The 25,580-nt window shown below is 27.7% G+C and carries 25 protein-coding genes; 5 read left to right on the top strand and 20 right to left on the bottom strand.

The annotated features are described in order from the left end of the window. Positions 1–237 precede the first annotated feature (237 nt). From ABCP60_RS02755 to ABCP60_RS02735, 5 genes are all read right to left on the bottom strand, one after another. On the bottom strand, positions 238–594 hold the full coding sequence (locus tag ABCP60_RS02755) for a hypothetical protein (protein ID WP_092926395.1): 357 nt from the start codon (positions 592–594) through the stop codon (positions 238–240). Between the two features lie 258 nt (positions 595–852). Then, on the bottom strand, positions 853–1,179 hold the full coding sequence (locus tag ABCP60_RS02750; RefSeq protein ID WP_092926397.1) for an arsenic metallochaperone ArsD family protein: 327 nt from the start codon (positions 1,177–1,179) through the stop codon (positions 853–855). A gap of 151 nt (positions 1,180–1,330) precedes the next feature. Further along, a complete protein-coding gene (locus tag ABCP60_RS02745) occupies positions 1,331–2,074 on the bottom strand; it encodes a metallophosphoesterase family protein (RefSeq protein WP_195581001.1) in 744 nt (247 codons plus the stop codon). Between the two features lie 11 nt (positions 2,075–2,085). Next, a complete protein-coding gene (locus tag ABCP60_RS02740) occupies positions 2,086–2,478 on the bottom strand; it encodes a metalloregulator ArsR/SmtB family transcription factor (RefSeq protein ID WP_092926401.1) in 393 nt (130 codons plus the stop codon). Between the two features lie 161 nt (positions 2,479–2,639). Beyond that, a complete protein-coding gene (locus ABCP60_RS02735; protein WP_343101191.1) occupies positions 2,640–3,152 on the bottom strand; it encodes an ECF transporter S component in 513 nt (170 codons plus the stop codon). 178 nt (positions 3,153–3,330) lie between these two features. Between ABCP60_RS02735 and ABCP60_RS02730 the strand changes: the two genes are divergently transcribed. Then, a complete protein-coding gene (locus tag ABCP60_RS02730; protein ID WP_343101190.1) occupies positions 3,331–3,981 on the top strand; it encodes an N-acetylmuramoyl-L-alanine amidase in 651 nt (216 codons plus the stop codon). A gap of 209 nt (positions 3,982–4,190) precedes the next feature. Here the strand turns inward: ABCP60_RS02730 and ABCP60_RS02725 are convergent, their stop codons facing one another. From ABCP60_RS02725 to ABCP60_RS02705, 5 genes are all read right to left on the bottom strand, one after another. Beyond that, positions 4,191–5,033: an SH3 domain-containing protein gene (locus ABCP60_RS02725; protein ID WP_195928418.1), complete on the bottom strand. Its 843-nt coding sequence runs from the start codon at positions 5,031–5,033 to the stop codon at positions 4,191–4,193. A 146-nt stretch (positions 5,034–5,179) separates the two neighbouring features. Continuing rightward, positions 5,180–6,481, bottom strand: a complete 1,302-nt coding sequence (locus ABCP60_RS02720) for a serine hydrolase (protein WP_343101189.1) — start codon at positions 6,479–6,481, stop codon at positions 5,180–5,182. A 345-nt stretch (positions 6,482–6,826) separates the two neighbouring features. Then, positions 6,827–9,712: a cell wall-binding repeat-containing protein gene (locus tag ABCP60_RS02715; RefSeq protein WP_343101188.1), complete on the bottom strand. Its 2,886-nt coding sequence runs from the start codon at positions 9,710–9,712 to the stop codon at positions 6,827–6,829. Between the two features lie 216 nt (positions 9,713–9,928). After that, complete coding sequence (locus ABCP60_RS02710; protein ID WP_092926411.1) at positions 9,929–10,432, bottom strand: CarD family transcriptional regulator; 504 nt, start codon at positions 10,430–10,432, stop codon at positions 9,929–9,931. Positions 10,433–10,676: 244 nt separating this feature from the next. Continuing rightward, positions 10,677–10,877: a cold-shock protein gene (locus ABCP60_RS02705; protein WP_343101187.1), complete on the bottom strand. Its 201-nt coding sequence runs from the start codon at positions 10,875–10,877 to the stop codon at positions 10,677–10,679. Positions 10,878–11,301: 424 nt separating this feature from the next. Here ABCP60_RS02705 and ABCP60_RS02700 point away from each other — a divergent pair, with 424 nt between their 5' ends. Beyond that, a complete protein-coding gene (locus tag ABCP60_RS02700; protein ID WP_334293981.1) occupies positions 11,302–11,472 on the top strand; it encodes a flavodoxin domain-containing protein in 171 nt (56 codons plus the stop codon). Between the two features lie 292 nt (positions 11,473–11,764). Here ABCP60_RS02700 and ABCP60_RS02695 read toward each other — a convergent pair whose 3' ends face one another. Then, positions 11,765–12,145 (bottom strand): DUF1540 domain-containing protein, encoded by a 381-nt coding sequence (locus ABCP60_RS02695; RefSeq protein WP_166505179.1) that lies wholly within the window; start codon positions 12,143–12,145, stop codon positions 11,765–11,767. Between the two features lie 241 nt (positions 12,146–12,386). Between ABCP60_RS02695 and ABCP60_RS02690 the strand changes: the two genes are divergently transcribed. Next, positions 12,387–13,571, top strand: coding sequence for a M20 family metallopeptidase (locus ABCP60_RS02690; protein ID WP_195237037.1), 1,185 nt, complete (start codon positions 12,387–12,389; stop codon positions 13,569–13,571). A 20-nt stretch (positions 13,572–13,591) separates the two neighbouring features. Next, the gene (locus ABCP60_RS02685) at positions 13,592–14,251 is read left to right on the top strand and encodes an HTH domain-containing protein (RefSeq protein ID WP_343101186.1); all 660 of its coding nucleotides are present in this window, start codon (positions 13,592–13,594) and stop codon (positions 14,249–14,251) included. Positions 14,252–14,498: 247 nt separating this feature from the next. On the opposite strand, the gene ABCP60_RS02680 is transcribed toward ABCP60_RS02685, so the two are convergent. After that, entirely contained in the window at positions 14,499–15,311 is an 813-nt protein-coding gene (locus ABCP60_RS02680; protein WP_343101185.1) for an alpha/beta hydrolase, read from the bottom strand. A gap of 231 nt (positions 15,312–15,542) precedes the next feature. On the opposite strand from ABCP60_RS02680, the gene ABCP60_RS02675 reads away from it, so the two are divergent. Continuing rightward, positions 15,543–16,232 (top strand): YoaK family protein, encoded by a 690-nt coding sequence (locus tag ABCP60_RS02675; RefSeq protein ID WP_343101184.1) that lies wholly within the window; start codon positions 15,543–15,545, stop codon positions 16,230–16,232. Between the two features lie 175 nt (positions 16,233–16,407). Here the strand turns inward: ABCP60_RS02675 and ABCP60_RS02670 are convergent, their stop codons facing one another. From ABCP60_RS02670 to ABCP60_RS02635, 8 genes are all read right to left on the bottom strand, one after another. Continuing rightward, complete coding sequence (locus ABCP60_RS02670) at positions 16,408–17,412, bottom strand: sugar kinase (RefSeq protein ID WP_092926424.1); 1,005 nt, start codon at positions 17,410–17,412, stop codon at positions 16,408–16,410. A gap of 4 nt (positions 17,413–17,416) precedes the next feature. Further along, complete coding sequence (locus tag ABCP60_RS02665; protein ID WP_092926426.1) at positions 17,417–18,061, bottom strand: bifunctional 2-keto-4-hydroxyglutarate aldolase/2-keto-3-deoxy-6-phosphogluconate aldolase; 645 nt, start codon at positions 18,059–18,061, stop codon at positions 17,417–17,419. Positions 18,062–18,153: 92 nt separating this feature from the next. Beyond that, a complete protein-coding gene (locus tag ABCP60_RS02660) occupies positions 18,154–19,527 on the bottom strand; it encodes a gluconate:H+ symporter (protein WP_343101183.1) in 1,374 nt (457 codons plus the stop codon). 31 nt (positions 19,528–19,558) lie between these two features. After that, positions 19,559–21,274, bottom strand: coding sequence for a dihydroxy-acid dehydratase (ilvD, locus tag ABCP60_RS02655; protein WP_195237023.1), 1,716 nt, complete (start codon positions 21,272–21,274; stop codon positions 19,559–19,561). A 206-nt stretch (positions 21,275–21,480) separates the two neighbouring features. Next, positions 21,481–22,167, bottom strand: a complete 687-nt coding sequence (locus ABCP60_RS02650; protein ID WP_166505173.1) for a FadR/GntR family transcriptional regulator — start codon at positions 22,165–22,167, stop codon at positions 21,481–21,483. 859 nt (positions 22,168–23,026) lie between these two features. Next, positions 23,027–23,404: a hypothetical protein gene (locus ABCP60_RS02645; protein WP_195237022.1), complete on the bottom strand. Its 378-nt coding sequence runs from the start codon at positions 23,402–23,404 to the stop codon at positions 23,027–23,029. A gap of 23 nt (positions 23,405–23,427) precedes the next feature. Beyond that, positions 23,428–24,057, bottom strand: coding sequence for an ABC transporter ATP-binding protein (locus ABCP60_RS02640; RefSeq protein WP_343101182.1), 630 nt, complete (start codon positions 24,055–24,057; stop codon positions 23,428–23,430). Between the two features lie 11 nt (positions 24,058–24,068). Continuing rightward, positions 24,069–25,412: an FtsX-like permease family protein gene (locus ABCP60_RS02635; protein WP_343101181.1), complete on the bottom strand. Its 1,344-nt coding sequence runs from the start codon at positions 25,410–25,412 to the stop codon at positions 24,069–24,071. Between the last annotated feature and the right edge of the window lie 168 nt (positions 25,413–25,580).

The raw sequence follows: 25,580 nt of genomic DNA, 5'->3' as shown, positions 1-25,580 counted from the left end.
CCTTGTCGAAATTTGCCATTTTTAGTCGTCTTATTAATTTTTTTATATTTTTTTGGTAGAATTTACAGTTAAATATATTAATATATTAATTTTTTCATTTAATATATTGTAAAATAAGACCTTTTAAAAATGTTTAGTTAAATAAAAAAAGTGACTAGAAATTATTCTAAATCACTTTTTATTTATGTTATTAAGTTATAAAAATATATAAATAATTTAATTACGATTCACAATTATTTATATACACCCTTTTAAAGACTCAATATTCTCGTTAAGAGTATTTAAATATTTTATTCTTGCTTCATATTGTTTAATTGTTAATGACCCTAACTGTGTTTGACTGTACATAATAGATGAGTTTTGAACCTCATAAAAATTATCAAATTTTATATCTAAATTATTTTCTTTACAATAATCATTAAGGATACTTACATATTCTTCAACTTTATTAAAGTGTTTCTCATGAAGTTTAACAAAAGGTGTCATTAGCATAAACATAATTGCGTTAGTTGTATACATAAATACACTTAGATTAGACTTTGATTTTTTTATATGATTTTGAATAATATTACAATCATTTTTAATATTTGACATATAAATCTCCCCTTTTATTTATAATTATATAATAGATTAGGTTAGATATAATAGTTACGATTTATATCAAATATATACACATATATTAATTTTTAAAATTAATTAAACAAGAATATTATTTCTTTTTCCATAATACTTTATATACCTTTCATATATTGCTTTTTTAATCTTTCAATTATATTTTTACATATTATGCAAATAAAAATAAGGAACGAATCGCTCCTCCTTATTCTTATTTTTCTGATTTTATATTTAAAACTAATTACTAGCTTGTATATACGCTTTAATTTCTTCTATATTTGGATATTCTCCACATTTGATAATCTCATCATTTATAAATATTATGGGTAACTTTTTATTGCTCATTTCCTTGACTAATTTATTTCCACCTGTATTTATTAAAAAATCTATTTTTTTAGGTCTAGCTCCATATACATCCACCTTATAAGTTAAAACTTCTATATCGTTATATTGAGACTTTAACATATTTAAATCTTGATAAAATTTTGAAGCTTTCATATCCTTAGATGTATCCGTTAAACCTTGTATTCCATAATTCATTGATTCAAAAATCTCTATTCTCACAATTATTCACCTTCTATATAATTTTATTTTACAAACTAGTATCTGGTTTTATTTGCTACTTCAACAAATACTTCTTACTTATATAAACATATTCAAATTTATGAATATGTTTACTTATATTTAATATAAATATATTATCTTAAATATAGATTTATTTTGAGTTACCCTCTCTTATAAGTCTTGCAAATTTATTTGGAAGTATTTCATTTTCCTCAATTTCTTTTGCTAGTTTCTCAAAATTATATTCTACTTCAATTATTTCAACTTCAACACTTGAATACGTTTTTGCTAACTCATCATCATTTTTTATATCTATAATTACATAATTTGCATCAGGTCTATTAGTTTTTGGCTTTCCTACACTTCCTGCATTTACAAGTAATTTTTCTCCATAATACTTTGCATATGGTATGTGCGTATGACCACAAACTAATATATCCTCTACCAACTCGTTCATAACTTCATCTGCTTCTTTAGAGTTTTCCTTTAAGTATTCATTTATTACTCTAGTACTTCCATGAACAAATCTTATAGTTTTATTGTTAAAAATTAATACTACTTCTTTCGGAAGATTTCTTAAATATTTTTTATTTTCTTCAGTTATTTCTTTCCCTGTAAAATGCATTGAAAGTCCAGCATTATGAGCATCTTTAGGATCTGGATAATCACATCCACATACTATTTTAGAGTTTCCTATAGCATCATCATAATTTCCCATTATAGTAAGTATATTTTCTTCCTTTATCCTATGTATAACTTCATTTGGTCGAGTTCCATATCCTACTAGATCACCTGTGCATACTATCATATCTACATTTTTTTTGTCAATATCTAATAAAACTTTATCAAGTGCATATATATTACTGTGTATATCTGATATTACTGCTATTCTCATGTTCTTCCCTCCTAAAGTGATTTTCTTTTGTTAATTTTACAAATTATATCTTTAACTTTAGATACATTTTCACAATTTAATCCAGCATCTTTATAGGCTGTTAAAATATCATAGTCATATTTTAATTTTTCCTCTTTATCTAATTCATTTTCTAAAAAAACTTTTATAAAGTTATATTTTTTTAAAGTTTTTTCATCTAATTTATAATACACATATTTTGCCTCTTTGTAATAAGTAACTATATTAGCATTCATTAACTTATTCAAATGCCTAGATGCATTAGATTGTGTAATTCTAAGTATTGATTCAATTTCACAAACGCATAATGGACCTTCTCTTAAAATATTGACTATTCTTATTCTAGTTTCATCTCCTAGAGCCTTTAACATTCGTATTATCTTCATAAAATCTCCTTCATCAAATTATCATATTCACTTTTAATCATATGGTATGCTAAAAAATTAATTTTGTAAACTATTATATCAATTCTTTTTTATATCCTTCTTCTTTATAATTAGCTTAATATAATAAAAATAGCCAAGGATAAAAATCCTTGGCTTTATTTTTAGTGTTGAGCATTAAGACGCTTTACATAACTTGTTTTTCTTAAAGAGCAAGTAATAGGAACTGCTATAACTATACTTGTTATTCCTTGAACTATGTTTGCTGGTATAGAACCTGCTGAAACTAAAACACCTCCATTTAATAATATGCCTGCTAAAAAGTAACCAATTACCATAACTATACTTCCTAGTAAAGTTGAAGAAACCATATTTATTATTGTATGTCTTTTTAATATAGTAACACCTACTATATATCCTTCTAAACCTTTTATAATAAGAGTAAATAATGCCCAATGAGAATATCCACTTAAAATATCTGCTAGTGCTGAACCTACTCCCCCTGCAATCATTCCTGTAAATGGTCCAAATAAAATTGATGAAATAAATATTACACTATCACCTACATTTACATATCCTTGTGTTCCAGGTATTGGAATTTGAATAGTCATTGTAGCAAGGCATACTAAGGCTATCATAAGTCCATTTATTACAATTTTTTTAGTTTTATTATCCATTTTACTCCCTCCAAATTTTTAGTATCTTATAAGTTAATTATATTTGTGTTTATAAAAATTCTCAATATTAATTGTAACCATACAATTTGTTTTTTAAGGACAAACTAAACTCATACACATATATTAATTTAACTTAAAGACTCTCTCTAATAGAATCTAATAAAAAGGAGTTGATAATATGAAATGGTACTTAGACTTTGGTCATGGTGGCAAAGACCCAGGAGCATTGGGAGAGTTTTCAAAAGAAAGCGACGTAGTCTTAAAGCTAGGAAACTTAATAAAAAATACATTAGAAAAATCAAATGAAACTATAATAACAAGTAGAACAAATGATACATACCACACACTAGAAGAAAGAGTAAATAAGGCAAATAAAGAAAAATGTAATTACTTTATAAGTATCCACCTAAATTCATCAATCAATAAATCAGTAAGAGGATGCGAAGTATGGGTATACGACAAAAATTCAAAACTATATAACCTATCTAAAAACATTTGTAATTCTCTATCAAAATCAATAAATACTAAAAATCGAGGAGTGAAAATATCAAAAGACTTTTATGTACTTAGAAAAACAATAATGCCTGCACTATTAATAGAAATAGATTTTATATCAAATATAGAATTTGAGAAAAATCTATCTAATAGTTATTTCCTGGAAAATATAGCAAATACAATATCTAATGAGCTTTTGTCTTTTGTAAATAAGGAAATGAATAATAAAAAACTATATCGTGTATGTATAGGAGCTTTTGAGGATAGTGAAAATGCTATAAATTTTAAAAACAAAGCTATATCAAAAGGATTTAGTGATACTTATATAATATAAGAGATGGATGTGTAAAAAGTATAAAATATATTATCTAACTATATTTATTCTCAATTTTTAATGACATATAAATCAAGGAGGAACGATTAGTTCCTCCTTCTTATAAATATTAAGCCTTATACTTAATCTATATTCAAATATATCTTATATTGATAATATTATCTGAAAATTATAGACTTAAAGAAATTAAAATGAATTTAAATTATCAGTTAGTTTATAATTATAGTAGTTTTATCTAATACATTATTATAAATCCACCTAGCATTTTCTGTAGCTAATCTAACACATCCATGGCTCAAAGCCATACCAAGTCTATCATCAATTATTTCAGTTCCTGCTGCATTAAATAAAATTGAATGATAATAGTAGCTACCTCGGATTCTAGTAGCGTATTTTACCCTATAAATATCAGAACCAAAGTAAGGCTTTCTACCGCTAACATAAAAAGTTCCCTTAATAGTTGGTGTACTAGGTTTTCCTACTGTACATGACCACTTATACAGTAATTTCCAGGAACCATCATAATTTTTTTCAAATATATAAGTAAGCTTATTTTTTAAATCTGTTGTAATTAAATTTGTAGTGGGGCTTTTAATTTTATTATCATTTACAAACTTTGTCATATCTGTGTAAAAGTACTTAAAATCATATTCTTTAGGTGGGTTTCCATCATCAGAAAGGAAATAGCTAAATATATATCCTTCTTGATTATTATACATAACATGACTCCAATCTCCATTTACAGACAGAACTTGTACTATAGATTTTGGAGGAATTGTAGTTACTGGATTTGATTCAGCAGATGGATAAGATCTTAAAGTAACATCTGTCCATGTATATTTCGTTTTGGATAAATAATCACTATATATATATCCTCTTTTTCCATTATATAATACTTCATACCAATATTCTTCAGCTTCAATAACTTGAACCTTAGACCTTGCAGGTATTACAGTGATTACATTTGAAGAAGTAGACTTTTCTTCTCTTAGATTAGTGTTAGCTAAGGTATACTTATATAAATTTTGTTGTTGTCTTTTATATTCTTTCATACTTCACCTCTAAATTTACTTTCTTATAATATCCTATGAGGCTTTTTCTTTATTTGGCACCATTATACTCAATACTAGCTAATACAAAATTTTTATTCTTAAATATAAAAAACACATTGACTAATTAATCAATGTGCTTTTTATATTTATTTTTTATAAAATATATATCCTTTTCTTTTACGCATTCTATTTGTAGATATTTTCCTATACAATATTATAGACACTGCTAAAACAACTCCTACAACAGCAACAAAAATACCATATGGTACTATATTAGCTTTAATTAAATCAAATAATGATATATCCACTTTTCCTGGTACCTTTGCTTTATAATTTGGTAATGAAAATGTTAGCTCTACTTCTTTATCTGCTAATTTCCATGCATTTTTATCTTTAGTGTTATATTCTATTTTTGCATTTTTATCATTGATAGGATTTTTATAATACATTATATCTTTTGATACTACAATTGGAGCATCTACAGTCTTTTTAGGCCCGAATAACCCAAATAACTTGTACTCTAATTTTAGAGTATCAATCTTTTCTCCAGCTTTTTTAAATATTTGCTTTTTAGCATTATATCCATCATCTGCAATTATCTTTGTATCATTAAATACATCTACATCATTTGCCCCATACACAGAATTAAGAGCAACTGTAACTAATTTTCTACCATCTCTTTCAAAGAAACCAACAAAGCAGCGACCTGCTTTAGCTTCATTTCCTGTCTTTCCACCTATATTGCCATGTTGGCCAAGCATTTTATTTCTTGTTTCAATAATAACAGATGATCCTGCTAGGTTAACAGTTACCTTTTTATTTTTTTCTGATATTGTATCTCTAATCCATTCATTCTTAAAAGCTTCTCTTGCAATTATTGCTATATCATATGCACTTGATAAGTTTATTTCTTTATTTTCTGGATTTAGAGCATTGCTTTCTAATCCACATGGATTTACTACATGTGTATCTTTTAATCCCATAGACTTTGCTCTGTCGTTCATCATCTTTACGAAATCTTTAGTATTTCCAGCTACAGAGTCTGCCATTAAATATGCAGCATCATTAGCAGAAAAAATCATAACGGCTTTCATAAGATCATCACTTGAAATTTTATCTCCTGGATTAACTTTTTTAAAGTTATTTAATGCAGTTTGAGTAGTTTTAAGTGCATCTTCAGTAAACGAAATCTGCTCTGACTTTGAAGTATTTTCTGCATAAATTAATGATGTTAGTAATTTTATAGTACTTGCTACAGGCATCTGCTTATCGGCATTTTTTGATGCTATAATTTCACCAGTATCCATATCCATAACTATTGCTGACTGAGCAACTATTCCTTGGATTTGACCTGTGTTATCTTGGGCATTAGCTAAACTACTAACAGATGTTAGTGCTAATATTAAAATTGTTAGAATTATTGTCTTAAAAGACTTAAATTTTTTCACTTTAAACCTCATTTCTATCGTATATTATTAGTTGCTACTTTTAAAGTTTTATAGCTTTTTTCTTAATCTTAGTCTAAATATAGCCTTCTTAGACGTAAGAAAGCACTCTTACTAATAGAATAAGAGTGATTTAATCGATTTCTTTTTAATTATACTATATTAATAATAAATAAACAAAAACTTATTTATAATGTGAAAAATAACAACTATCTTCTATTATCTAGAGATATATTTTTTATATAAAATTAAAAAGCTATTGATAAATTATCAATAGCTTTTTCGTAAATTTCAATGTTAAAGACGATTCGTAGGAATAATACCCTCGATTATAATATTATCTCCAAATTAATTCTTAAACATATTTACTAATTTATTAAATGCATTTTCATTTCCATTTCCACCAACCTTAGTTATTTTGCCTGGTTGTTTTTTGGATAGTATACTTTCTTGCTTAGCATTTAAATCATTTCCTACTATAACTACTGGTGACTTTTCTTTAGATGCTAGCACCCCTACTGAAAGTGCATCTATTAAATCATCTGGCTTCTTCATTCCATTTTTAGCAATAAATATGTTATTTAATTCTTCATTTGTATAAAACTTTTCTAATATAGCTGCATTAGTTTCATTTCTATCTATTCCACCTAATCTTTCTGGATTTGGTAGTTTATTAGCTATCTCATTTGATATAGATGCTTCACTTCCTATAACGTAAGATTTTGATACCTCGTTATCTTTTATATATTGATCAAATACCTTAGTTCCTTCATTTGGTGATGCTAATACTATTGGCATATATCTATCCCCTGCAACTGGAGCAATACTTATTGCATCAGGAAGTCCGGTTACTCCATTAACAACTGCTATTTCTTGTATATGTGATGACCACTCATTTAATTTTTTAGCCACCGCTAAAGATGTCTCATATCTATCTTTTCCACTTATCCTCTCTACACTAAGGTTCATAGACTTTAGTTCTTTTATAACTGAATTTGATACAGAGCTTTCTCCACCTATTACATAAATATTTTTAGCTTTAAGTCTTGATATTTCTTTTTTAGTTTCACTATTTAATTTATCTGGTCCTGTTAGAAGTATTGGTGCATCTTCACATTTTGCAAATGGTGTTGCACTAAGTGCATCTGCTATTGAATTTGAATTTACTATTACTACATCATTTGCACTAGTCCACCCTTCATTACTTACTTTTACAGCTGTTTTATATCTATCATCTCCAACCAGCTTATTTTCATATACGACAGACTGTGGTTCTTTTCCTTCTCTATTTTTCGTACTATAATAAGTATGTGACCACTTATCAATTACTTTTTTTATTTTATTATCATCATAATATACCTTAGTATATTTACCTTCATCTTCTGCCTTTATTGTGTATGTATCTCCCTTTTGCTTTATATCTCCATCTATATATAGCTCTACTGGATTATCTGTACTACTATTATCGCCTTTTTTCAGAACTATTGCATCTTTTTTTGCACCATCTATCTCTAATGTTCCTTTTATTCTTATTTTAGCCCTAGCTTCTTGTCTTCCCTTTGCATATATTGCATGATTTTCTGGATTTATCATTTTTACATTTTCTAATTCTACACTACCTCCACCTAATTTTATTGGTGCATCAGCATATATCTCACTACCACTTATTTCAGTACTGATTATCTTCGCTATTCCAACTTTTTCTTTATAAGCTGATATTGAAATCGAGCTATTTTTTAATTTACTTGAATTCACAGCTAAATTTCCAGTACCATATATTGATGTGTTATTTAGTTTTACATTTTTTAATGATACATTTCCATCCAAATCTATTGCTAAATTGTTCATTTCACTATTATTTACTATATCTACTTCTTTTCCTTCTACAGTGAATATTCTTGCTCTATCTAGCTTTAAATTATCTATTTTTGTATTTGCATATGCATAGAAGAAGTTTGATCCTAGGGTATTCCTTACTGTGAATCCATTTCCTTTTATTTCTTTTTCATTTCCTTTTATATTAAAATCGTTCCAACGGTTTGGATATCCATCTATGACTATATCATTCCCTATGTATACTGATTTTACATCTGGATCTTCTAATGCTCTTCGTAATTCTACTTCATTTGTTACTATTACAACTTGATTTTCATGATTCGGAAGCTGTGGCTTATTTCCTTCTCTATTTTTCGTATTGTAATACGAATTTGACCATTTATCAGTTCCTTTTTCTATTTTGCTATCATCATAATATACCTTAGTATATGTACCTTCATTTTCTGCCTTTACTGTATATGTACCCCCTTTTTGCTTTATATCTCCATCTATATATAGCTCTAATGGTATATTTTTACTACTACCATCTTCCATCTTCAACAATATTGCTTCTTTTTGTGCACCATCTATTTCTAATGTTCCTTTTATTCTTATCTTTTGTTCAACTGTATATGGTGAGTGACTTCCTGCTGCATATATTGCGTACTTTCCTGGATTTATTATTCTTACATTCTCTAATTCTATATTACCTCCTCTTGAATATATTGAGGTTTTATCGATTTTATTCCCAGCTTCTACAATATCCTTACTACCATTTATTTCAGTATTAATTATCTTTGCCATTGTACCCTTAGAGCCATAATGTTTAATTGAGCTATTTTTCATTTTACTTGAATTTATAACTAAGTTTTCGTTACTATTTATTATTGTGTTATTTACTTTTACATTTTCTAATGTAACGTTCCCATAAAAACTTGTACTTCCATTGTTTATTTCACTATTGTTTACTATATCTAAATTAACTCTATAACCATTAGATATTCCTACTTGATTTAGTTTTAAATTATCTATTTTTGTATTTGTATATGTATTCAGTGATACACCTGTTTGGCTACCACTTACTGTATGTCCATTTCCTTTTATTTCTTTTTCATTTCCTTGTATGTCTATATGGAATGCATACTCTGAATCTCCCTTTATGAATATATCATTGTTTATATCTACTATTTTTATATTTTCATTTCTCAATGCTGCTACTAACTCTTCTTCATTTGTTACTTTTACAACCTCTGATTTTGCATAATCAGAAGATTGTGTAACTTTTTCTTCTATGTTTTTTTCTAGTTTAGTTTGGATTTTATCGTCTTCTAATGCATATGATAGTGTTGTGATTTGTGTAGTCGTAGCTATTACTACTCCCGATAAAATAATCCCCATATTTTTATTATATTTTCTCATGTTACTTCCCCCTATTTGTAATAAATGCCCTTAAAATTAATTATACTATTTTTTTAAAATCTTTATACACTAAAACGAAAATACATTGACAAAATTGTCAATGTATTTTCGTGGATTTCAATGTTTAAGATAATTCTCAACAATCAAATCTACAATTGTATTATTAAATATAATATTCTAGTATATATATCTATATAAATATTAATAGTTATATTTTTAGTTATTGTATTGTCTATCTCTAACTTTTTCTTTAATATATTTTTCTACTTCTTCTCTAGATATTCCTAAGGCAATTGAAAATTCATCATTAATTAATCCTTTAGCTAATTTCATAAACTTTTCATCTACTTGACCTAGTTTTTTTCCATTATATTTCTTCTTATAAACACCTAATATTACAGCTAATAAATCTACACACTCATAGTTTTTAATAAAACGTTTATATTTAGATTGCAATAAATTTACATTTTTCTCATTACAATCCATTTCCTCCATGGAAGAAATACCATCTATTAATTGTTGAACTTCTTCATACGTAGAAATTGCTCTCATAAATACATCTGTATCTATTGGTATGAATATTTTTCCATTTTCATATATTGGTTTTAGCGTGTAATAATCCTTTTTATTGTTAATACCTGAAATATTAAGTGGACCTATATCCTCTACTTCACATAATCCACAATTACTATAAATAATAAATTCTCCAATTTTGTACATGCTTTTATCTCTCCTCTTTTATTTTATATATGAAAATAAAACTTAGCCTATTTAACTAGATTTATCTTTCTAAAGATGTACTGTATACTAATATAGTATTTTATTTAAAGTTTGCTAGTAATGTAGATTTTAAGTTTAAATTATTTTCTATATTAAATATTATTAATATTATATTCAACTCTTTATACTGTTATAAATATAAAAAAGACCCCACTAAGGAATCTTTCTAATAACAATGTATATATTATAATATAGTTATATTTTCTGCTTGATGACCTCTAGCCCCTTTAACTATATTAAAGCTTACTTTTTGACCTTCTTCTAATGATTTGAATCCATCTGATTGTATAGCCGAAAAATGAGCAAAAACATCATCTCCACCTTCAACTGATATAAATCCAAAACCTTTTTCATTATTAAACCATTTTACTATTCCGTTATTCATATAACTTCTCCTATTGAACCTGCATCAAGATATTCTTGACTTGCTTTTGTATCTCTACAATATTTATTATAGCATAAATATATAATAATAGATACTATTATATATTTTTTATTTTAAATCTGTCTTATTTATTTTCTATTAGTATATATTTTTAATTTGTTAAATCTGGCTCAGCTGTTAAAGGTATCGCTTAGGATTAACAGTGTATACTCACATTTTAATATAAAATCTATACAACCTAAATAGGCATTAAAATTTAATGGTAATCAAATTCTTTACCAATAAATCTAAAAAATATTAATGTGCTATAATTTTTTTAAACTAGTAAATTTTATATTTATTAAAATACAATCTATGGATAAATTACTTTATTAGAGAAAAAGGATTAATATTTAAAATAAAAAATAGTTAGGGAGATATAATTATGATTTTATATTTTAGCGGTACTGGTAATAGCCGATATGTAGCTCGCAAAATTGCACAAGAATTAAATGATGAACTGATATCACTAAATCAACTTATAAAAGAAGGAAAAACAGATGAATTAATATCAACAGATAAACCATTCGTATTCGTATGCCCTACTTATGCATGAAGGTTGCCAATAGTTGTTACGGATTTTATAAAAAATACAAAATTTTTAGGAAGTAACAAAGTTTACTTTGTAATGACTTGTGGAGGAGATACAGCAAAAGCCATAAACTATATTCAAAGGCTATGTAAATATAAAGAGTGGCAACTAAAAGGTATGGCAGAAATTAAAATGCCAGAGAATTATATAGCTTTATTTTCTGTACCAGATAAAGAAACATCAAAACAAATTATTATAGATATCTACTTAAAATACGCTTCTATAAATATTTTTAAGAAGCGTATTTTCTATAGTATTAAATATGTCCTCCATAATCAAAGGAATTACAATATACATCGACTTTATCTATTTCAACATATTCTGCATAGCACTTTTTATTTTCATTATATCTACAATTATGAGCCTCACATTTTATATCAGATGGTTTTGTAGTTGAATCACCTGTACTATTTACAAAACTGTTATTAGAACTATTAAAAAATGACTCTTTCTCATTAGGACTTCCAGCTAAACTATTTACTAAACTACTACTCTCTTTATCTACAAAGCTTGTACAACTAGTCCCTTTAACCTCTACTGCACCAAGCCCACTTACATGTATGGCACCTGCCTTACAGTCATAATTTATGTTATGTATACAATCAGTTGCATTACATTTTAAATTCCCACTTTGCATTTTGTTTTCCTCCTTAATAAATATCTATTTTATTATTTCCAAAATACAAAATATAATTCGATTTGATGTGTTTAACTTTATCTAAAAAAATAAATAATATCTATAAAACAGACTATATATGTCCTATTTAAGGTTTATATTAAAAAAAACACTTTATACATTAAGGAATTTTTTACTGTATATAGTGAAAAATATGATATAAGCAAATTTTTTATCAAAATTAATAAAGAGGTGCAAATATATGAATAACTTTATAAAACAAGCAGATTTAATAAAAGATGAAATAGTAAATTATAGAAGAATAATTCATAGTAATCCAGAAGTTGGAGCTAAATTACCTAAAACAAAAGCTTTTGTAATAAATACATTAAAATCATTTGGATATAATCCAAAAGAAATTTGTGAAAGTGGTATAATAGCTACTATACAAGGAAATAAACCAGGAAAAACATTTTTATTAAGAGCAGATATGGATGCACTTCCAATGAATGAAGCTACTGAGTGTGATTTTAAATCAACAAATGGATGTATGCATTCTTGCGGTCATGACATGCATACTGCAATGCTTTTAGGAGCAGCTAAGCTACTTAAACAAAACCAAAATCAAATTGAAGGTACAGTTAAATTAGTATTCCAACCAGATGAGGAAGGATTTACTGGGGCTAAAAATATGTTAAAAGCAGGTGTACTTGAAAACCCTAAAGTTGATGCTGCTATGGCTATGCATGTTCACTCTGGAACACCTTCAAATGTTGTATTATATGGATTAGGAACTAGTATAGCAGGATGTATTAGATTTAGAATAGTTGTAAAAGGAACTGGATGCCATGGTGCTCTTCCTGAAACAGGTGTAGACCCTATAAATATTGCTTCTCATATATATTTATCTTTACAAGAGATAATTAGTAGAGAAATATCTCCAACTAAACCAGCAGTACTAACAATTGGTAAATTTGCTGGTGGAGATGCTCCAAATATAATACCTGAAGAAGTTGTTATGGAAGGTACAATAAGAAGTTTAGATAAGGAATTAGGAGAATTTATATTTAATAGAATGAGTGAAATAGTAACTTCAACAGCACAAATGTTTAGAGGACAAGCACAACTTATAGAATTATCTTCTGTTCCACCTCTTACAAATGATACAAATTTAGCTAATGAACTTGGAAACTATGTAAAAGATTTAGTTGGAGAAAAATCTGTTGTTTCATTTGAAGGTGGAGGTATGGGCTCTGAAGATTTTGCATCTTACTCATATGAAGTTCCAAGTGTTTACTTTATGCTAGGTGCAGGTACTGAACAAGAAAATCCACTATATGGACTTCCTATGCATAATAATAAAGTTGTATTTAATGAGGATATAATGGTTACAGGAGCAGCAATGCATGCTTATTGTGCTATTCAGTGGCTAAAAAATAATAAGTAATTGATTAAAAGGAGAAAGATATGAGATTATTAGAAATACTTTTTTATCTATTAAAAATCAACTCTAAAACTACAATAAAAAATTTAGCAGAGATGTTTAATGTATGTGAAAAAACTATACAGAGAGATTTAGATAAATTATCACTATTGGGTATTCCTATAATTTCATATCGAGGTGTAAATGGCGGAGTAGAAATAGATAAAAATTATATAATAGCTAAATATATACTAACTGACAATGATTATAAAGATTTAATATTATCACTATATATTTCTCAGCATATAAAACCAGACTTAAAAAAGACAGATCTTATTGAAAAATTTAGGCTAGTTGACTCTGATAGATGTAATAAAATATTAGAAAAATTAAAAGAAATATTTATAATAGACTTAGATGAAGACCAAAGTGTTAATAAAAAAGATATATATAAAGTAATTGAGGATGCTATAGATGAAAAGTCTTTTGTAAAGTTACAGCTTGAAAATACTGTCATGGAAGTATTTCCTATTTCTTATGTTTTAAAAAAGGAAGGATTGTATTTATATTGTTATGATGAGGAGTATAAATTAGTTTTAATGAATATGGTATTTAATGCTTTAAAATGTGATAGATATTACACCGGGCCTATAATTAAATACAATGATAACAAGAGTAAATTAAAAATTATCTATAATTTTTAATCAATGTAAATGGTATACCAAAATTGATTTTTACCAAAATACTGTCATCATACCTAAAACTTGGTAAATTCTATTTCCCACATAAATAAGGAGGAACGAATCGTTCCTCCTTGTTTATCCTATAATTTAATCTCTTCCCTTACTCATCTTAAATAGTCCTACTACCAATAGACTCATCAATATTAATAATCTCATTAAAGCTATATATATTTTTACAATACCATACTAGATTTAATTCTACAAAACTTTATTCTTCAATAAATTTTACCAATTCTTCGTTAAATCTCTCTTGCTGATCATAAAAGGATGCGTGACCGCTAAATTCAAATGGTACAAGCTTTGAGTTTTTAATACTTTGATTTTGTACTTTGCCTAGTGAAAATGGAACAACCTTGTCATGAATTCCATGAATAATTAAGGTTGGAACATTAATTTCTCTTAGATCAGTAAATAACACTTCATTTATCCAAGTATTTGCAATAGCTGCTGTTGACCAACCTGCTGCCTGTAAACCTAATTGCAAGAACCAATCAGAGAATGGTTTAGTTATATACTGAAAGAAAAAAATGTCACCAAAATCACTCAACATTTTTGGACGATCAGTATATGTTCCCTCAATAATTTTAGTAACCTCCTCTTTTTCTAAACCATATGGAAAATTTGGACGTTTGATAAGGCTAGGAGCTGCTGCAGCAAAAAGAGCAAGTTTAGATACTCCGTATCCTTTATGTCGAGACATGTATCTGATAGCTATGGCTCCTCCAGTTGAGTGTCCTGCTAGTGTAAAATTATGTAGCCCTAATGCATTAACCACACATCTAACATCGTCTGACAATCTATCGTAGTCGTAACCTTCATAAGGCTTATCTGATTTACCAAATCCTCTCTGATCTATACCAATACATCTATATCCCATTTTAGGAAGCTGATTAAACTGATATTCAAACAATTTATGACTACCAGGCCACCCGTGTAGAAACAAGATTGTCTTCTTCCCCTCTGGGTTAAGATCTTCCACGTAAAGTTTTACATTTGATTCTACTTTAACATAATATCCCATACAAATACCTCCATTAATAGAAAGTCTTTATTAGTAACTTATTCTTATTGATATAAATATGTAAGTTGTCTTTTGCCTTTTTATCCTGTATTTTAATTTTCAAATATCGTAAGTTAAAATACTAAATGCTTTTAATCATACTAATAATTTATTTTTAAAGAACTATCATAATTTAGGGTATAATATATATGTAATTAATAGTGATATTCACATGTTAAGAGGTAAAATTATATGAAAAACAATGAAATAAAACAGAAAGTCCCTCCTTGGGAAAAGCCTATATTTATAATGATAGTAACCATTGTTGGAGGGTATATGAATGGATATACCTACATTACAAGGCATCATATATTAGCTAATATGCACACTGCTAATATGTCTAAATTAGGAATTAACATAGCACTTGGTCAGTGGCAAGGTGCACTAAGCTACTTTATTCCAATTGTTGCTTGTATATTAGGTGCTGCATTTAGTGAACTAGTTAAAGCTCTACTTGTAATACATAAATTTAAAGGAGATTGGAGAAAACTAGCCCTAATCTTAGAAGCAATTGCACTATTCTTTATAGGACTCATACCTACTTCTTTCCCGGATATTATTGTTACTAATCTAGTTTCTTTTTTTATGGGATATCAGCTGTGTTTATTTAGAGAATGCCTTGGTATTGCATTTAACACAACTATATGTACAGGAAATATTAGAAATGTTGGTCAATTATTATATAGTGCATTAGACGAAAAAAGTAAAGATTCTATAAGAAAGTTAATTATTTTTACATGTCTTACTTTCTCTTTTGCATTAGGAGCTATTCCAGGGACTTTAATATCTATTGCTATAAGTACTAAGGCTGTATGGGTTTGTAGTTTTATATTATTAACACAAGCAGTTTGGATAAATATCTATGAATGTAGTGTTGTTTAATTTTATAAGAAACTTCCATACCCAAGAGATTCATCTTAGGCATGGGAGTAAAATTTACTTTTATTTAGTCATATAATCATTCTTCCATTGTCATCATACCATATATACAATAGTTATTTTTCAACTTTACTTTGCTATACAATAATACCCACGATTCTCTATATAAAAATATAGATTATCTAGCTATTTTTCCAGCTCCATATTGCATTAAGTTTTCTACATCATCTACATTAACTAAGTTTGCATCTCCATATATACTATGCTTTAAAACTGATGATGCGGTTGCAAATTCTACCAGGTACTCAGCTTCTTTATTATTTAATATAGAATATAGTATTCCAGCAGTTAAGGCATCCCCTCCACCTACTCTATCTACTATATCATCTATAATATATTCTTTAGATGTATAAAACTTCCCTTCAGTATAATAATTGCACTGTAAAGTATTTACTGATACTGACTGTATAGTTCTTATGGATGAAAACATATGATTTATATTTGGATAAATCTTATTTATTTCATTATAATAATGACTTAACTTTTCATACTTATCTTCATATTCACAATTCATTTTTAATATATTTTCAGCATCTAATATCCCTGCTGATAGTATATTTACGAAAGGCAATATCTCTAATGTAGCTTGTCTTGCTTCTTCTATAGTCCAAAGCTTTGCTCTATAATTTGAGTCATAACTTACTAATATATTGTTCTTTTTACAATGCTTTAGTATATTCATAGTTAATTCTCTTAGTTCTTTAGATAAAGCTAAAGTTATTCCTGAAAAATGAAATAAATCTACATCTTCTAAAGCTTTTTCTATATCTAAATCAGTAACTTTCATATTACTAAATGCTGAGTTTGCTCTATCATAAATTACTTTTGATGCTCTATTTCCACTTCCTACTTCTAAAAAGTATATTCCCGTTCTTTCTTCACCTTTTTGAACTTGGCTAGTATTTACTCTATGGCTATTTAAATAATTTATGATTCCTTCTCCAATGTCATTATTAGAAACTTTTGTTATCATTTTTGTATCTATTCCAAACTTTGATAAAGATATTAAAACATTTGCTTCTCCACCACCATAATTTGCATTATAGTTGTTTGTATTAGATATCATAAAACCTTTATTAGTTGCTAGTCTAAGCATTATTTCCCCAAATCCAGCTACTCTCATTCTATTATCCTCTTGCTTTGTTTAATTTTTCTATATATTTTTTGCATATTGATGTTATTTCATCAAATTTACCTTCTTCTCCGATAGTATTTAACTCTCCACCTATTCCTACTAAATCAGCTCCAGCATTTATCCATGCATCTAAGTTATCTATGTTAACTCCTCCAGTTACCATTACATTTGCATATGGGAGTGGTCCTTTTATAGCTTTTATATAGCTTGGTCCAAATGCACTTCCTGGGAATAATTTTATAACATCGACTCCACTTTCATGTGCTAAAACTATTTCATTTATAGTCATAACTCCTGGTATGTAAGCTACTTTATATCTATTACATAAAGTAGCAGTTTCTAAATTAAATGATGGTGATACTATATATTCAGCTCCTTGTAATATAGCAAGTCTCGCAGTTTCAGGGTCTAGTACTGTTCCTGCTCCTATTACTACATCGTCTTGAGTTTTAAATTCTTCACTTAATTCACGTATTATTTCATTTGCAAATTTATTAGTATACGTTACTTCTATTGCTTTTACATTTCCTTTTATACAAGCTTTTGCAATGTTTATTCCTGTTTCTTTTGTATTTCCACGAACAACAGCAACTACGCCACACTCTTGTAGTGCTTTTAAAACTTTCATCTTTTTCATAATAAATTCCTCCGATTAAATTTATATATTTAAAAAGAGAATCTCAAATAATTATATATTAATTTTGAGATTCCCATTTATTTAAAAACTAATTACAAAAGACCTGGTAAAACGTTTTGGAATAAAGATAGTATAGATATAAATGCAAGTGCTGATAAACCTGCTATAAATCCACCTACTGTCCAACCTCTTATAGTGTCTTGAACTGATATTTTAAAGAATCTACTTATAGCCCAGAATCCTGAATCATTTGGAAGTGATAAACCTATTCCACCTGCACATATTGCTATTGCACATAATATAGGAGATACAGAACTTGCTGCTATTGTTCCACTTAATATAGATGCTGTTGTCATAAGCGCAACTGTTGTTGAACCTTGTGCACAACGTATAATTTGAGATATTAAGAAGCAAAGTAGTAATATTGGTATACTAAATTGTGATAATGAACCAGCTATATAATCTGCTATTCCTGTTGCTTGTAAAACTTTTCCGAAAGCTCCACCTGCTCCAGTTATTAGTAATATAAGACCAATTTGGTCAGCTGCGTCATTCATAATATCAGATATACTTCTAGTTATATATGGTTTTGATATAAGCGCTGCATATATAACACCTATCAACATTGCAACATTTTTATCTCCTAAGAACTTAACTAAAGGTACTATCGAATTGTTATCTCCTAATGCTAAAGGTACAAAACTACCTAAAAGTATAAGCATTATTGGAACTAATAATATTGATAAAGACTTCATAAAAGATGGCATAGGTCTAGTTTCTTTAGTTGCTTCTAATTCATCTTCTATCTCTTCTATATCTTCAAAAGTATAGAAATGTCCATTTTTCTTATCTTGCTTATCTAAAAACTTACCATATAATATACCACCTGTAATTGTTGCTACAAAAGCTGTTAAAATTGCATATACAAAGAATATTCCTACATCAATTCCTAAACTTTCTGAAACAACAAGTGGTGCTGGTGTAGGTATTACTAATGAATATGTACAAGTTGTTGCTACTGATATTGCACATGCAAATGTTACCATTGATATATTAGTTTTTTTAGATAAAACTCTTAACATAGGTGCAAACATTATATACACTACATCCCCAAATACTGGTATACCAGTTAAAAATCCTGATATAGCTATTGCTGCTGGACTATTTTTCTCACCAAACTTATTAAGTATTGCATTAGATATAGTTTCTATTGCTCCACATTCAAACATAAACTTTCCTAACATTACACCTAATCCAGTTACTATCCCAATTCCACTTAATGTAGATCCAAATCCACCTGAGATAGTAGAGGCTATATCTCCTATTGGCATTCCAACTAAAATAGATGTTACTAATGATGTTATTAATAATGCTATAAATGCATTAAGTCTAAACTTTATTATTGAAACTAGTAATATAGCGATTGCTAATAAAAATACACCTATTAATAATGGTCCAGTTAACATATTTTTCCCCCATTTTATAATTAATTTTTAATTATTTCATATATCCACCTAACATTGGATCAACTGCATTTTTAGAATATATGCTTAGTATTCCTGATTTGTATTTTTCCTCTTTAGGAACCCAATTTTTTCTACGTTCTTCAAATACTTTTTCAACTTCTTCTAAGCTACATTCCTTGCCATTAATTCCTATAACTTGTAACGTTCTACTTTGTATATCAATTTCTATTAAATCATTTTCACAAACTAAAGCTATTGGTCCCCCTACTGCAGCTTCTGGTGATATATGCCCTATTGCAGGACCTTTAGATGCTCCAGAAAATCTTCCATCTGTTAATAATGCTATACTCGCTGATAATTCTTCATCTGATGATATAGCTTCTGTTGTATAAAACATTTCAGGCATTCCACTTCCTTTTGGACCTTCATATCTTATGATAACTGCATCACCTGGCTTTATAGCTTTTGTTAATATTGCATTTATAGCTTCTTCTTCACTATCAAATGGTCTAGCTTTTAATATAGCTTTGTGCATTTCTTTTGGAACTGCAGAGTGCTTAACAACGGCTCCTTTTGGTGCTAGATTACCTCCAAGTATAGCTATTGCACCATTGTCACCTATTGGATTTGTATTTTTACGTATTACGTCTTCTCTTTTTAATCCAACTTTACTTAAATACTCATCACACTTTTCATAATACCCATTTGTTTTTAAATCTTCTAAGTTTTCACCTAATGTTTTTCCTGTAACTGTCATAACATCTAAATGTAAATAATCTTTTATTTCTTCCATTATTGCAGGAACTCCGCCAGCATAGTAGAAGTACTCTGCTGGCCATTTTCCAGCAGGTCTGATGTCTAGTAAGTACGGTATATTTCTATGTATTTTATCAAATTCATTTGCATCAAGGTCTATTCCAAATTCACGTGCAATTGCTGGTATGTGTAATAATGAATTAGTTGAACCTGAGATTGCTGCATGAATCATAATAGCGTTTTCAAAAGATTTATAAGTTACTATATCTCTTGGCTTTAAATTTAACTTAGCTAACTTAACAGCATAACGTCCTGCTTCTTTAGCTACATCTTCTAAATCTTTGCATGTTGCTGGCATTAAAGAACTTCCTGGTAACATTAATCCTAATGCTTCTGCCATAACTTGCATTGTTGAGGCTGTTCCCATAAATGAGCATGCACCACATGAAGGACATGCATTATGCTTGTAATATGTTAACTCTTCTTCTGTTATTTCTCCCCTTTGATACATAGCACTATACATTCCTATTTGCTCTAATGTAAGTAAATTAGGCCCAGCTTCCATAACACCACCAGTAACAACTATTGATGGGATATTTACTCTACCTATTGCCATTAAATGAGATGGAACACCCTTATCACAACTTGAGATAAATACTCCACCATCAAAAGGTGTTGCATTTGCATGTATTTCTATTAACGCTGCTAGTGTATCCCTTGATGCTAAAGAATAATTTATTCCATCATGGCCTTGTGCTTGACCATCACATATATCAGTTGCATAAAATCGAGAACCTTTTCCTCCAAGTTCATTAACACCTTTAATAGCTTGATTTACAAATATATCAAGGTGTGCACTTCCTGGATGACTATCTCCAAAAGTACTTTCAATTATTATTTGTGGCTTAGATAAATCATCTACACTCCATCCCATACCTCTCCTTAAAGGATCCATTTCAGGAGCTATTTTTCTAACTTCTTGACTAATCATATCCTACTCTCCTTATTGGTTTTTATAATACGTCTGACGTCTTTCTTTACTTAATATTAACACGTCTGACGTATTTTTACAATATTTTATCTATTTTTTTCGTAAAAACTTTTTCCTAAGGTATTTAAGTAGTTTTAATCAGCATATAATTAAATATAAAAACAAAAATACATCTGATTAATCAGACGTATTTTTGTTTTATTTATTTAATTTTTTTCAGCTACTATCCTATTTATATTTCTACGGTTGTATGCTAAGTGAAGTAACATAGCATCATGTGCTTCATTTGCATTCTTATTTTTTATTGCATTTAAAATCTCTTTATGAGTTTCTATTGTTTCATTTTTTAATTGTGTATTTGTAACGTCTATAAATACTGCTATAGATTTATTTATTATTGGAACTAAACTTGTTGTTACTAAGTTTTTACTGCTTCTAGCTATTGCTGTATGAAATTCTATATCTTTTTCCATATGTGGTATTCCATTTAATATAAGTTCTTCAACTTCATCACATAATTTTGATAGCTCTTCTATATCTTCTTTAGTTGCATTTATAGCTGCTAAACTTGCTATTTTAGGCTCTATCATAAATCTTATTTCTAATAAGTCAACTGCTAGTTTTAGTTTGTCTTTTACAAACATTAATCCTAATGGATCATCTGCTACCCCACATTTTATAAATGTTCCTGAACCTCTTTTTATTTCTAGTATATTTCTTGATACTAATGCTTTTATCGCTTCTCTTATTGTACTTCTACCTACACCTAATTTATCTGCTAGTTCATATTCATTTGGTAATTTGTCTCCTATTTTTAGGTTTTCATCTACTATTAACTTTATTATTTTTTCTGAAGTTGTTTCTCCTAATGGTTTTGTTATTTCTTCCTTCATATTTTACTCCTCTTGTTTTTTGATATGTTTTTTGTAGAGTCTTTACGCTTAATTATGTAATTGCTTATTCTAAGTTTTTATGTCTCCTTATAAAATAAAAAACCACTTATCTATTAACCGTAGAAAAAGTGGTTTAAAGTTTTACTTTAAATTAAATAAAAATAATTTATACTAGAAATCACTACTCTACATGACTAGATTGTGATTTCTTTTTATTTTTCTTACAACTATATTATACTATATTAACTTTAAAAATAAATAGCAAATTTATTCATTCTATAAATTCTTTTTTAGTATAATTCACTATTATACAATTCATTTAATAATTTACTTTTAAAGTAGCTATCATGATTTAGACTATAATATATATGTCATTAATAGTGATATTCAATTAGCATAAGCAGTTTGGATAAATATCTATGAATTTAATGTGGTTTAATTTCATGAGAAATTCCCATGCCCAAGAAATTCATCTTAGGCATGGGAGTTAAGTTCAATATAGATTAATTTTTAGTTATCTGACTCTGTCCATTTATTTAAAATTTTATTTTCAATTAATATATCTATAAGTAATATATGTCCATTAATTACACTTTCAATAATATGTTTTTCAAGTACATCATCTTCTATATAATCTAATATAGTTGTTACAAAGTATAGCTCATTATAGACTTCAATTTGTATTATTTATAATAACTAAAATAAAAAACGCATTGACAATTAAGTCAATACGTTTTTCGTGTATTTCAATGGTAAAGACGATCCTCATAAATCATATCTACTATTTTCTTAACTATTATTTATTTCTTGTATATGATCTTACATTCATTATTTATATGATTTATTAGCTTTTCATTTATTATTGAATGTTATCGCTTTTCAATTCATTTATAAAAGAATCTAAATCTTCCTCACCTCCTTCTATATTAATATCCTTTTCTACCTGATTATCTTCACTATTTGTCTCATACATTTTTAAGTTATCTAGCTTATATATAATATAACCTATCCCCCAAATAGCTATAGTATAAAATACATATGGCATAGATGCATTTATATAATAAGATACAACACTCATTAACTGTTCACTTATAACTAAACCATTGTTGTTTACAAGTCCCGAAATGTATATATATGAATTATATATACTAAATAATGTATATATAGCTGTAATTGAAGATATAACATATAATACTACAACTATAAAATTCTTATTTTGTTTACTATATTTTCTCATAATTAATCTTCCTTTTTATAAATTTAAATTTCTACTAAATCTCTATTTTTTAATCTTAATATCACATCAGCCTCTTTAGCCATGTCTTTGCTATGAGTTACAACAATTACACACTTTCCATGTTCATGTGCACTTGATTTTAATATTTCTACAATCTCACTTGCCGTATCACTATCTAGATTTCCAGTTGGCTCATCTGCTAATATTATAGGTGAATTAGCAACTAGTGCCCTTGCTATTGCAACACGTTGTTGTTGCCCTCCTGATAATTGTAAAACATTTCTATTTATCTCTTCTTCTTTTAGTCCAAGTACCTCTAAATCCATTTCGGTAGCTTTAGGGTTTACTATTTTTATATTTTCTAATGGTGTTAAATAATCTATTAAATTATAATTTTGAAAAACTAAAGATACATTATTTTTTCTATGGTATTCATATCCTTTTTCTTTTATATCTGTATTTTTGAATAAAATTTGACCATTTTTAGGTTCATCTAATCCTGCTAATAAGGATAATAATGTACTTTTCCCAGCTCCTGATGTACCTAAAATTGTATAGAACTTACCTTGTTCAAACTCCATATTTATATTTTTTAATACATTTTTTCCATTTTTATATGAATAATCAATTTGATTTAATTTTAAAATAGACATATCCTTCACTCCTAACTCATTTTAGATAATATTTCTTTTGGTTTTAAACGTATTATAGATAATGATGATATAGCTACTGATGCAGTTATAACTGCTGATCCTACAGCCCATACATAGACCATTTCTTTAGGAGTTATTTTAACTTCTATATCTTTTGATGTGTGAGTAAGCATCTTAGTGTCAGGGTCATTTCCTAAAGCAAATCCAACTTCTTGTTTTATACTTTGTACAGTTTCATTTGCTGCCTTTTGCATTAATGAATCCCCAACATTTTGAGCTATTAATTGTCCTGAGAAATATGATAAACTAAATGCTAATACACTAATTATCAATAATTCGCTTATATATTGTGCTATTATCTTAAACTTCGAAACTCCAATAGATAATAATATTCCAGTTTCATGAATTCTTCCTTGAATCCAGAATGTTAATATTAGTGATAATATAACTACACCAATTACTGTACTTCCGATTAACATCATATTTACAATCTTATCCATTGTCTCAAATGACTTAGATAATGCAAGGAATATATCCCCGCTCTTGTCGATTCTTGCACCATTTAAGTTTATAGGTAATTGTTTTACCTTAGATATAACAGAATCTATATTAGTATTCTTATCTGCATAGAAACTTGTTGTATAAAATACATCATCATTATCTGTATATCCATAAAACTCTTGTATAGAATTATTATCAGTTAATAAATAATTTTCTATTAAATCTAAATAAGTACCTTCTCTTTCTGCTTCTTCTATTACATTATCAAATATACCAACAATTTCAAGTGTCATTTGATCTTGACCTTTTCCTGGAACTGCATGACTATCTCTTCCATGCATTTTATTTATAGTTAATTTATCGCCTATCTTTAAATTATTAAGTTTAGCTAAACTCTTATGTACTAGCACTTTGCCTTTATCTCCAGGCTTTATGTGCCTTCCTTCAACTAATTTAATACTCTTATTAACAAACTTAAGATCTGATTCTGTATTATCATTTCCAGTTGCTATAAAAGTTTTTTCTAATCCTTCATAGTCATATGGTGCTTCTTTAGTTGGCTTTACTTTTTTAAGCCCATCAATATTTCCTCCACCATCTATTGATGCATTATAGTTTTTAATGTCCTTAATTTTTAATATCTCTTCTATAGTTTTTCTTGAAATTCTTTGCGAATTTATACTAAAGAAGTTGCTTAACCCTGAGGTAGCATTCTCTTTTGCTATATTTGTAGCTTTTTTTACTGCTATACCACTTAATATAGCTGTAGCTATTGCAAATAATATAAATAGCATTATTAAACTTTTCTTCTTCTTCCTAGTTATATATAACCAAGCTCTCTTTAGTACGTCCATTATTTCTCCTCCTTAAATAATATTTCTTTTGTTTATAGCTAAATAATATAATTCCAATGTGAAACAAATATAAAATTAAATAACTAATCATGTGTATTTTATATATTTCTTCTTCTATTTATAAAAAAAGAACACTGCTAAGTGTTCTTTAATAGTTTCTATACGATT

Origin of the sequence: Romboutsia sp. MSSM.1001216sp_RTP31141st1_G3_RTP31141_220114, from assembly GCF_039031195.1 — a bacterium.
Taxonomy (GTDB): Bacteria; Bacillota; Clostridia; order Peptostreptococcales; family Peptostreptococcaceae; genus Romboutsia_C; species Romboutsia_C hominis.
The sequence above is the reverse complement of the archived record's forward strand: the minus strand, read 5'-3'. Positions and strand labels throughout refer to the sequence as shown.

Bases quoted from the DNA above. Each gene is read 5' to 3' on its own strand.
- ABCP60_RS02665 (WP_092926426.1), bottom strand. From the start codon at position 18,061: ATGAAAAAGATGAAAGTTTTAAAAGCACTACAAGAGTGTGGCGTAGTT.
- ABCP60_RS02745 (WP_195581001.1), bottom strand. From the start codon at position 2,074: ATGAGAATAGCAGTAATATCAGATATACACAGTAATATATATGCACTT.
- ABCP60_RS02725 (WP_195928418.1), bottom strand. From the start codon at position 5,033: ATGAAAGAATATAAAAGACAACAACAAAATTTATATAAGTATACCTTA.
- ABCP60_RS02730 (WP_343101190.1), top strand. From the start codon at position 3,331: ATGAAATGGTACTTAGACTTTGGTCATGGTGGCAAAGACCCAGGAGCA.
- ABCP60_RS02695 (WP_166505179.1), bottom strand. From the start codon at position 12,145: ATGCAAAGTGGGAATTTAAAATGTAATGCAACTGATTGTATACATAAC.
- ilvD (WP_195237023.1), bottom strand. From the start codon at position 21,274: ATGATTAGTCAAGAAGTTAGAAAAATAGCTCCTGAAATGGATCCTTTA.
- ABCP60_RS02690 (WP_195237037.1), top strand. From the start codon at position 12,387: ATGAATAACTTTATAAAACAAGCAGATTTAATAAAAGATGAAATAGTA.
- ABCP60_RS02705 (WP_343101187.1), bottom strand. From the start codon at position 10,877: ATGAATAACGGAATAGTAAAATGGTTTAATAATGAAAAAGGTTTTGGA.
- ABCP60_RS02660 (WP_343101183.1), bottom strand. From the start codon at position 19,527: ATGTTAACTGGACCATTATTAATAGGTGTATTTTTATTAGCAATCGCT.
- ABCP60_RS02640 (WP_343101182.1), bottom strand. From the start codon at position 24,057: ATGTCTATTTTAAAATTAAATCAAATTGATTATTCATATAAAAATGGA.
- ABCP60_RS02710 (WP_092926411.1), bottom strand. From the start codon at position 10,432: ATGTACAAAATTGGAGAATTTATTATTTATAGTAATTGTGGATTATGT.
- ABCP60_RS02675 (WP_343101184.1), top strand. From the start codon at position 15,543: ATGAAAAACAATGAAATAAAACAGAAAGTCCCTCCTTGGGAAAAGCCT.
- ABCP60_RS02735 (WP_343101191.1), bottom strand. From the start codon at position 3,152: ATGGATAATAAAACTAAAAAAATTGTAATAAATGGACTTATGATAGCC.
- ABCP60_RS02700 (WP_334293981.1), top strand. From the start codon at position 11,302: ATGATTTTATATTTTAGCGGTACTGGTAATAGCCGATATGTAGCTCGC.
- ABCP60_RS02715 (WP_343101188.1), bottom strand. From the start codon at position 9,712: ATGAGAAAATATAATAAAAATATGGGGATTATTTTATCGGGAGTAGTA.
- ABCP60_RS02635 (WP_343101181.1), bottom strand. From the start codon at position 25,412: ATGGACGTACTAAAGAGAGCTTGGTTATATATAACTAGGAAGAAGAAG.
- ABCP60_RS02645 (WP_195237022.1), bottom strand. From the start codon at position 23,404: ATGAGAAAATATAGTAAACAAAATAAGAATTTTATAGTTGTAGTATTA.
- ABCP60_RS02680 (WP_343101185.1), bottom strand. From the start codon at position 15,311: ATGGGATATTATGTTAAAGTAGAATCAAATGTAAAACTTTACGTGGAA.
- ABCP60_RS02755 (WP_092926395.1), bottom strand. From the start codon at position 594: ATGTCAAATATTAAAAATGATTGTAATATTATTCAAAATCATATAAAA.
- ABCP60_RS02650 (WP_166505173.1), bottom strand. From the start codon at position 22,167: ATGAAGGAAGAAATAACAAAACCATTAGGAGAAACAACTTCAGAAAAA.
- ABCP60_RS02685 (WP_343101186.1), top strand. From the start codon at position 13,592: ATGAGATTATTAGAAATACTTTTTTATCTATTAAAAATCAACTCTAAA.
- ABCP60_RS02670 (WP_092926424.1), bottom strand. From the start codon at position 17,412: ATGAGAGTAGCTGGATTTGGGGAAATAATGCTTAGACTAGCAACTAAT.
- ABCP60_RS02740 (WP_092926401.1), bottom strand. From the start codon at position 2,478: ATGAAGATAATACGAATGTTAAAGGCTCTAGGAGATGAAACTAGAATA.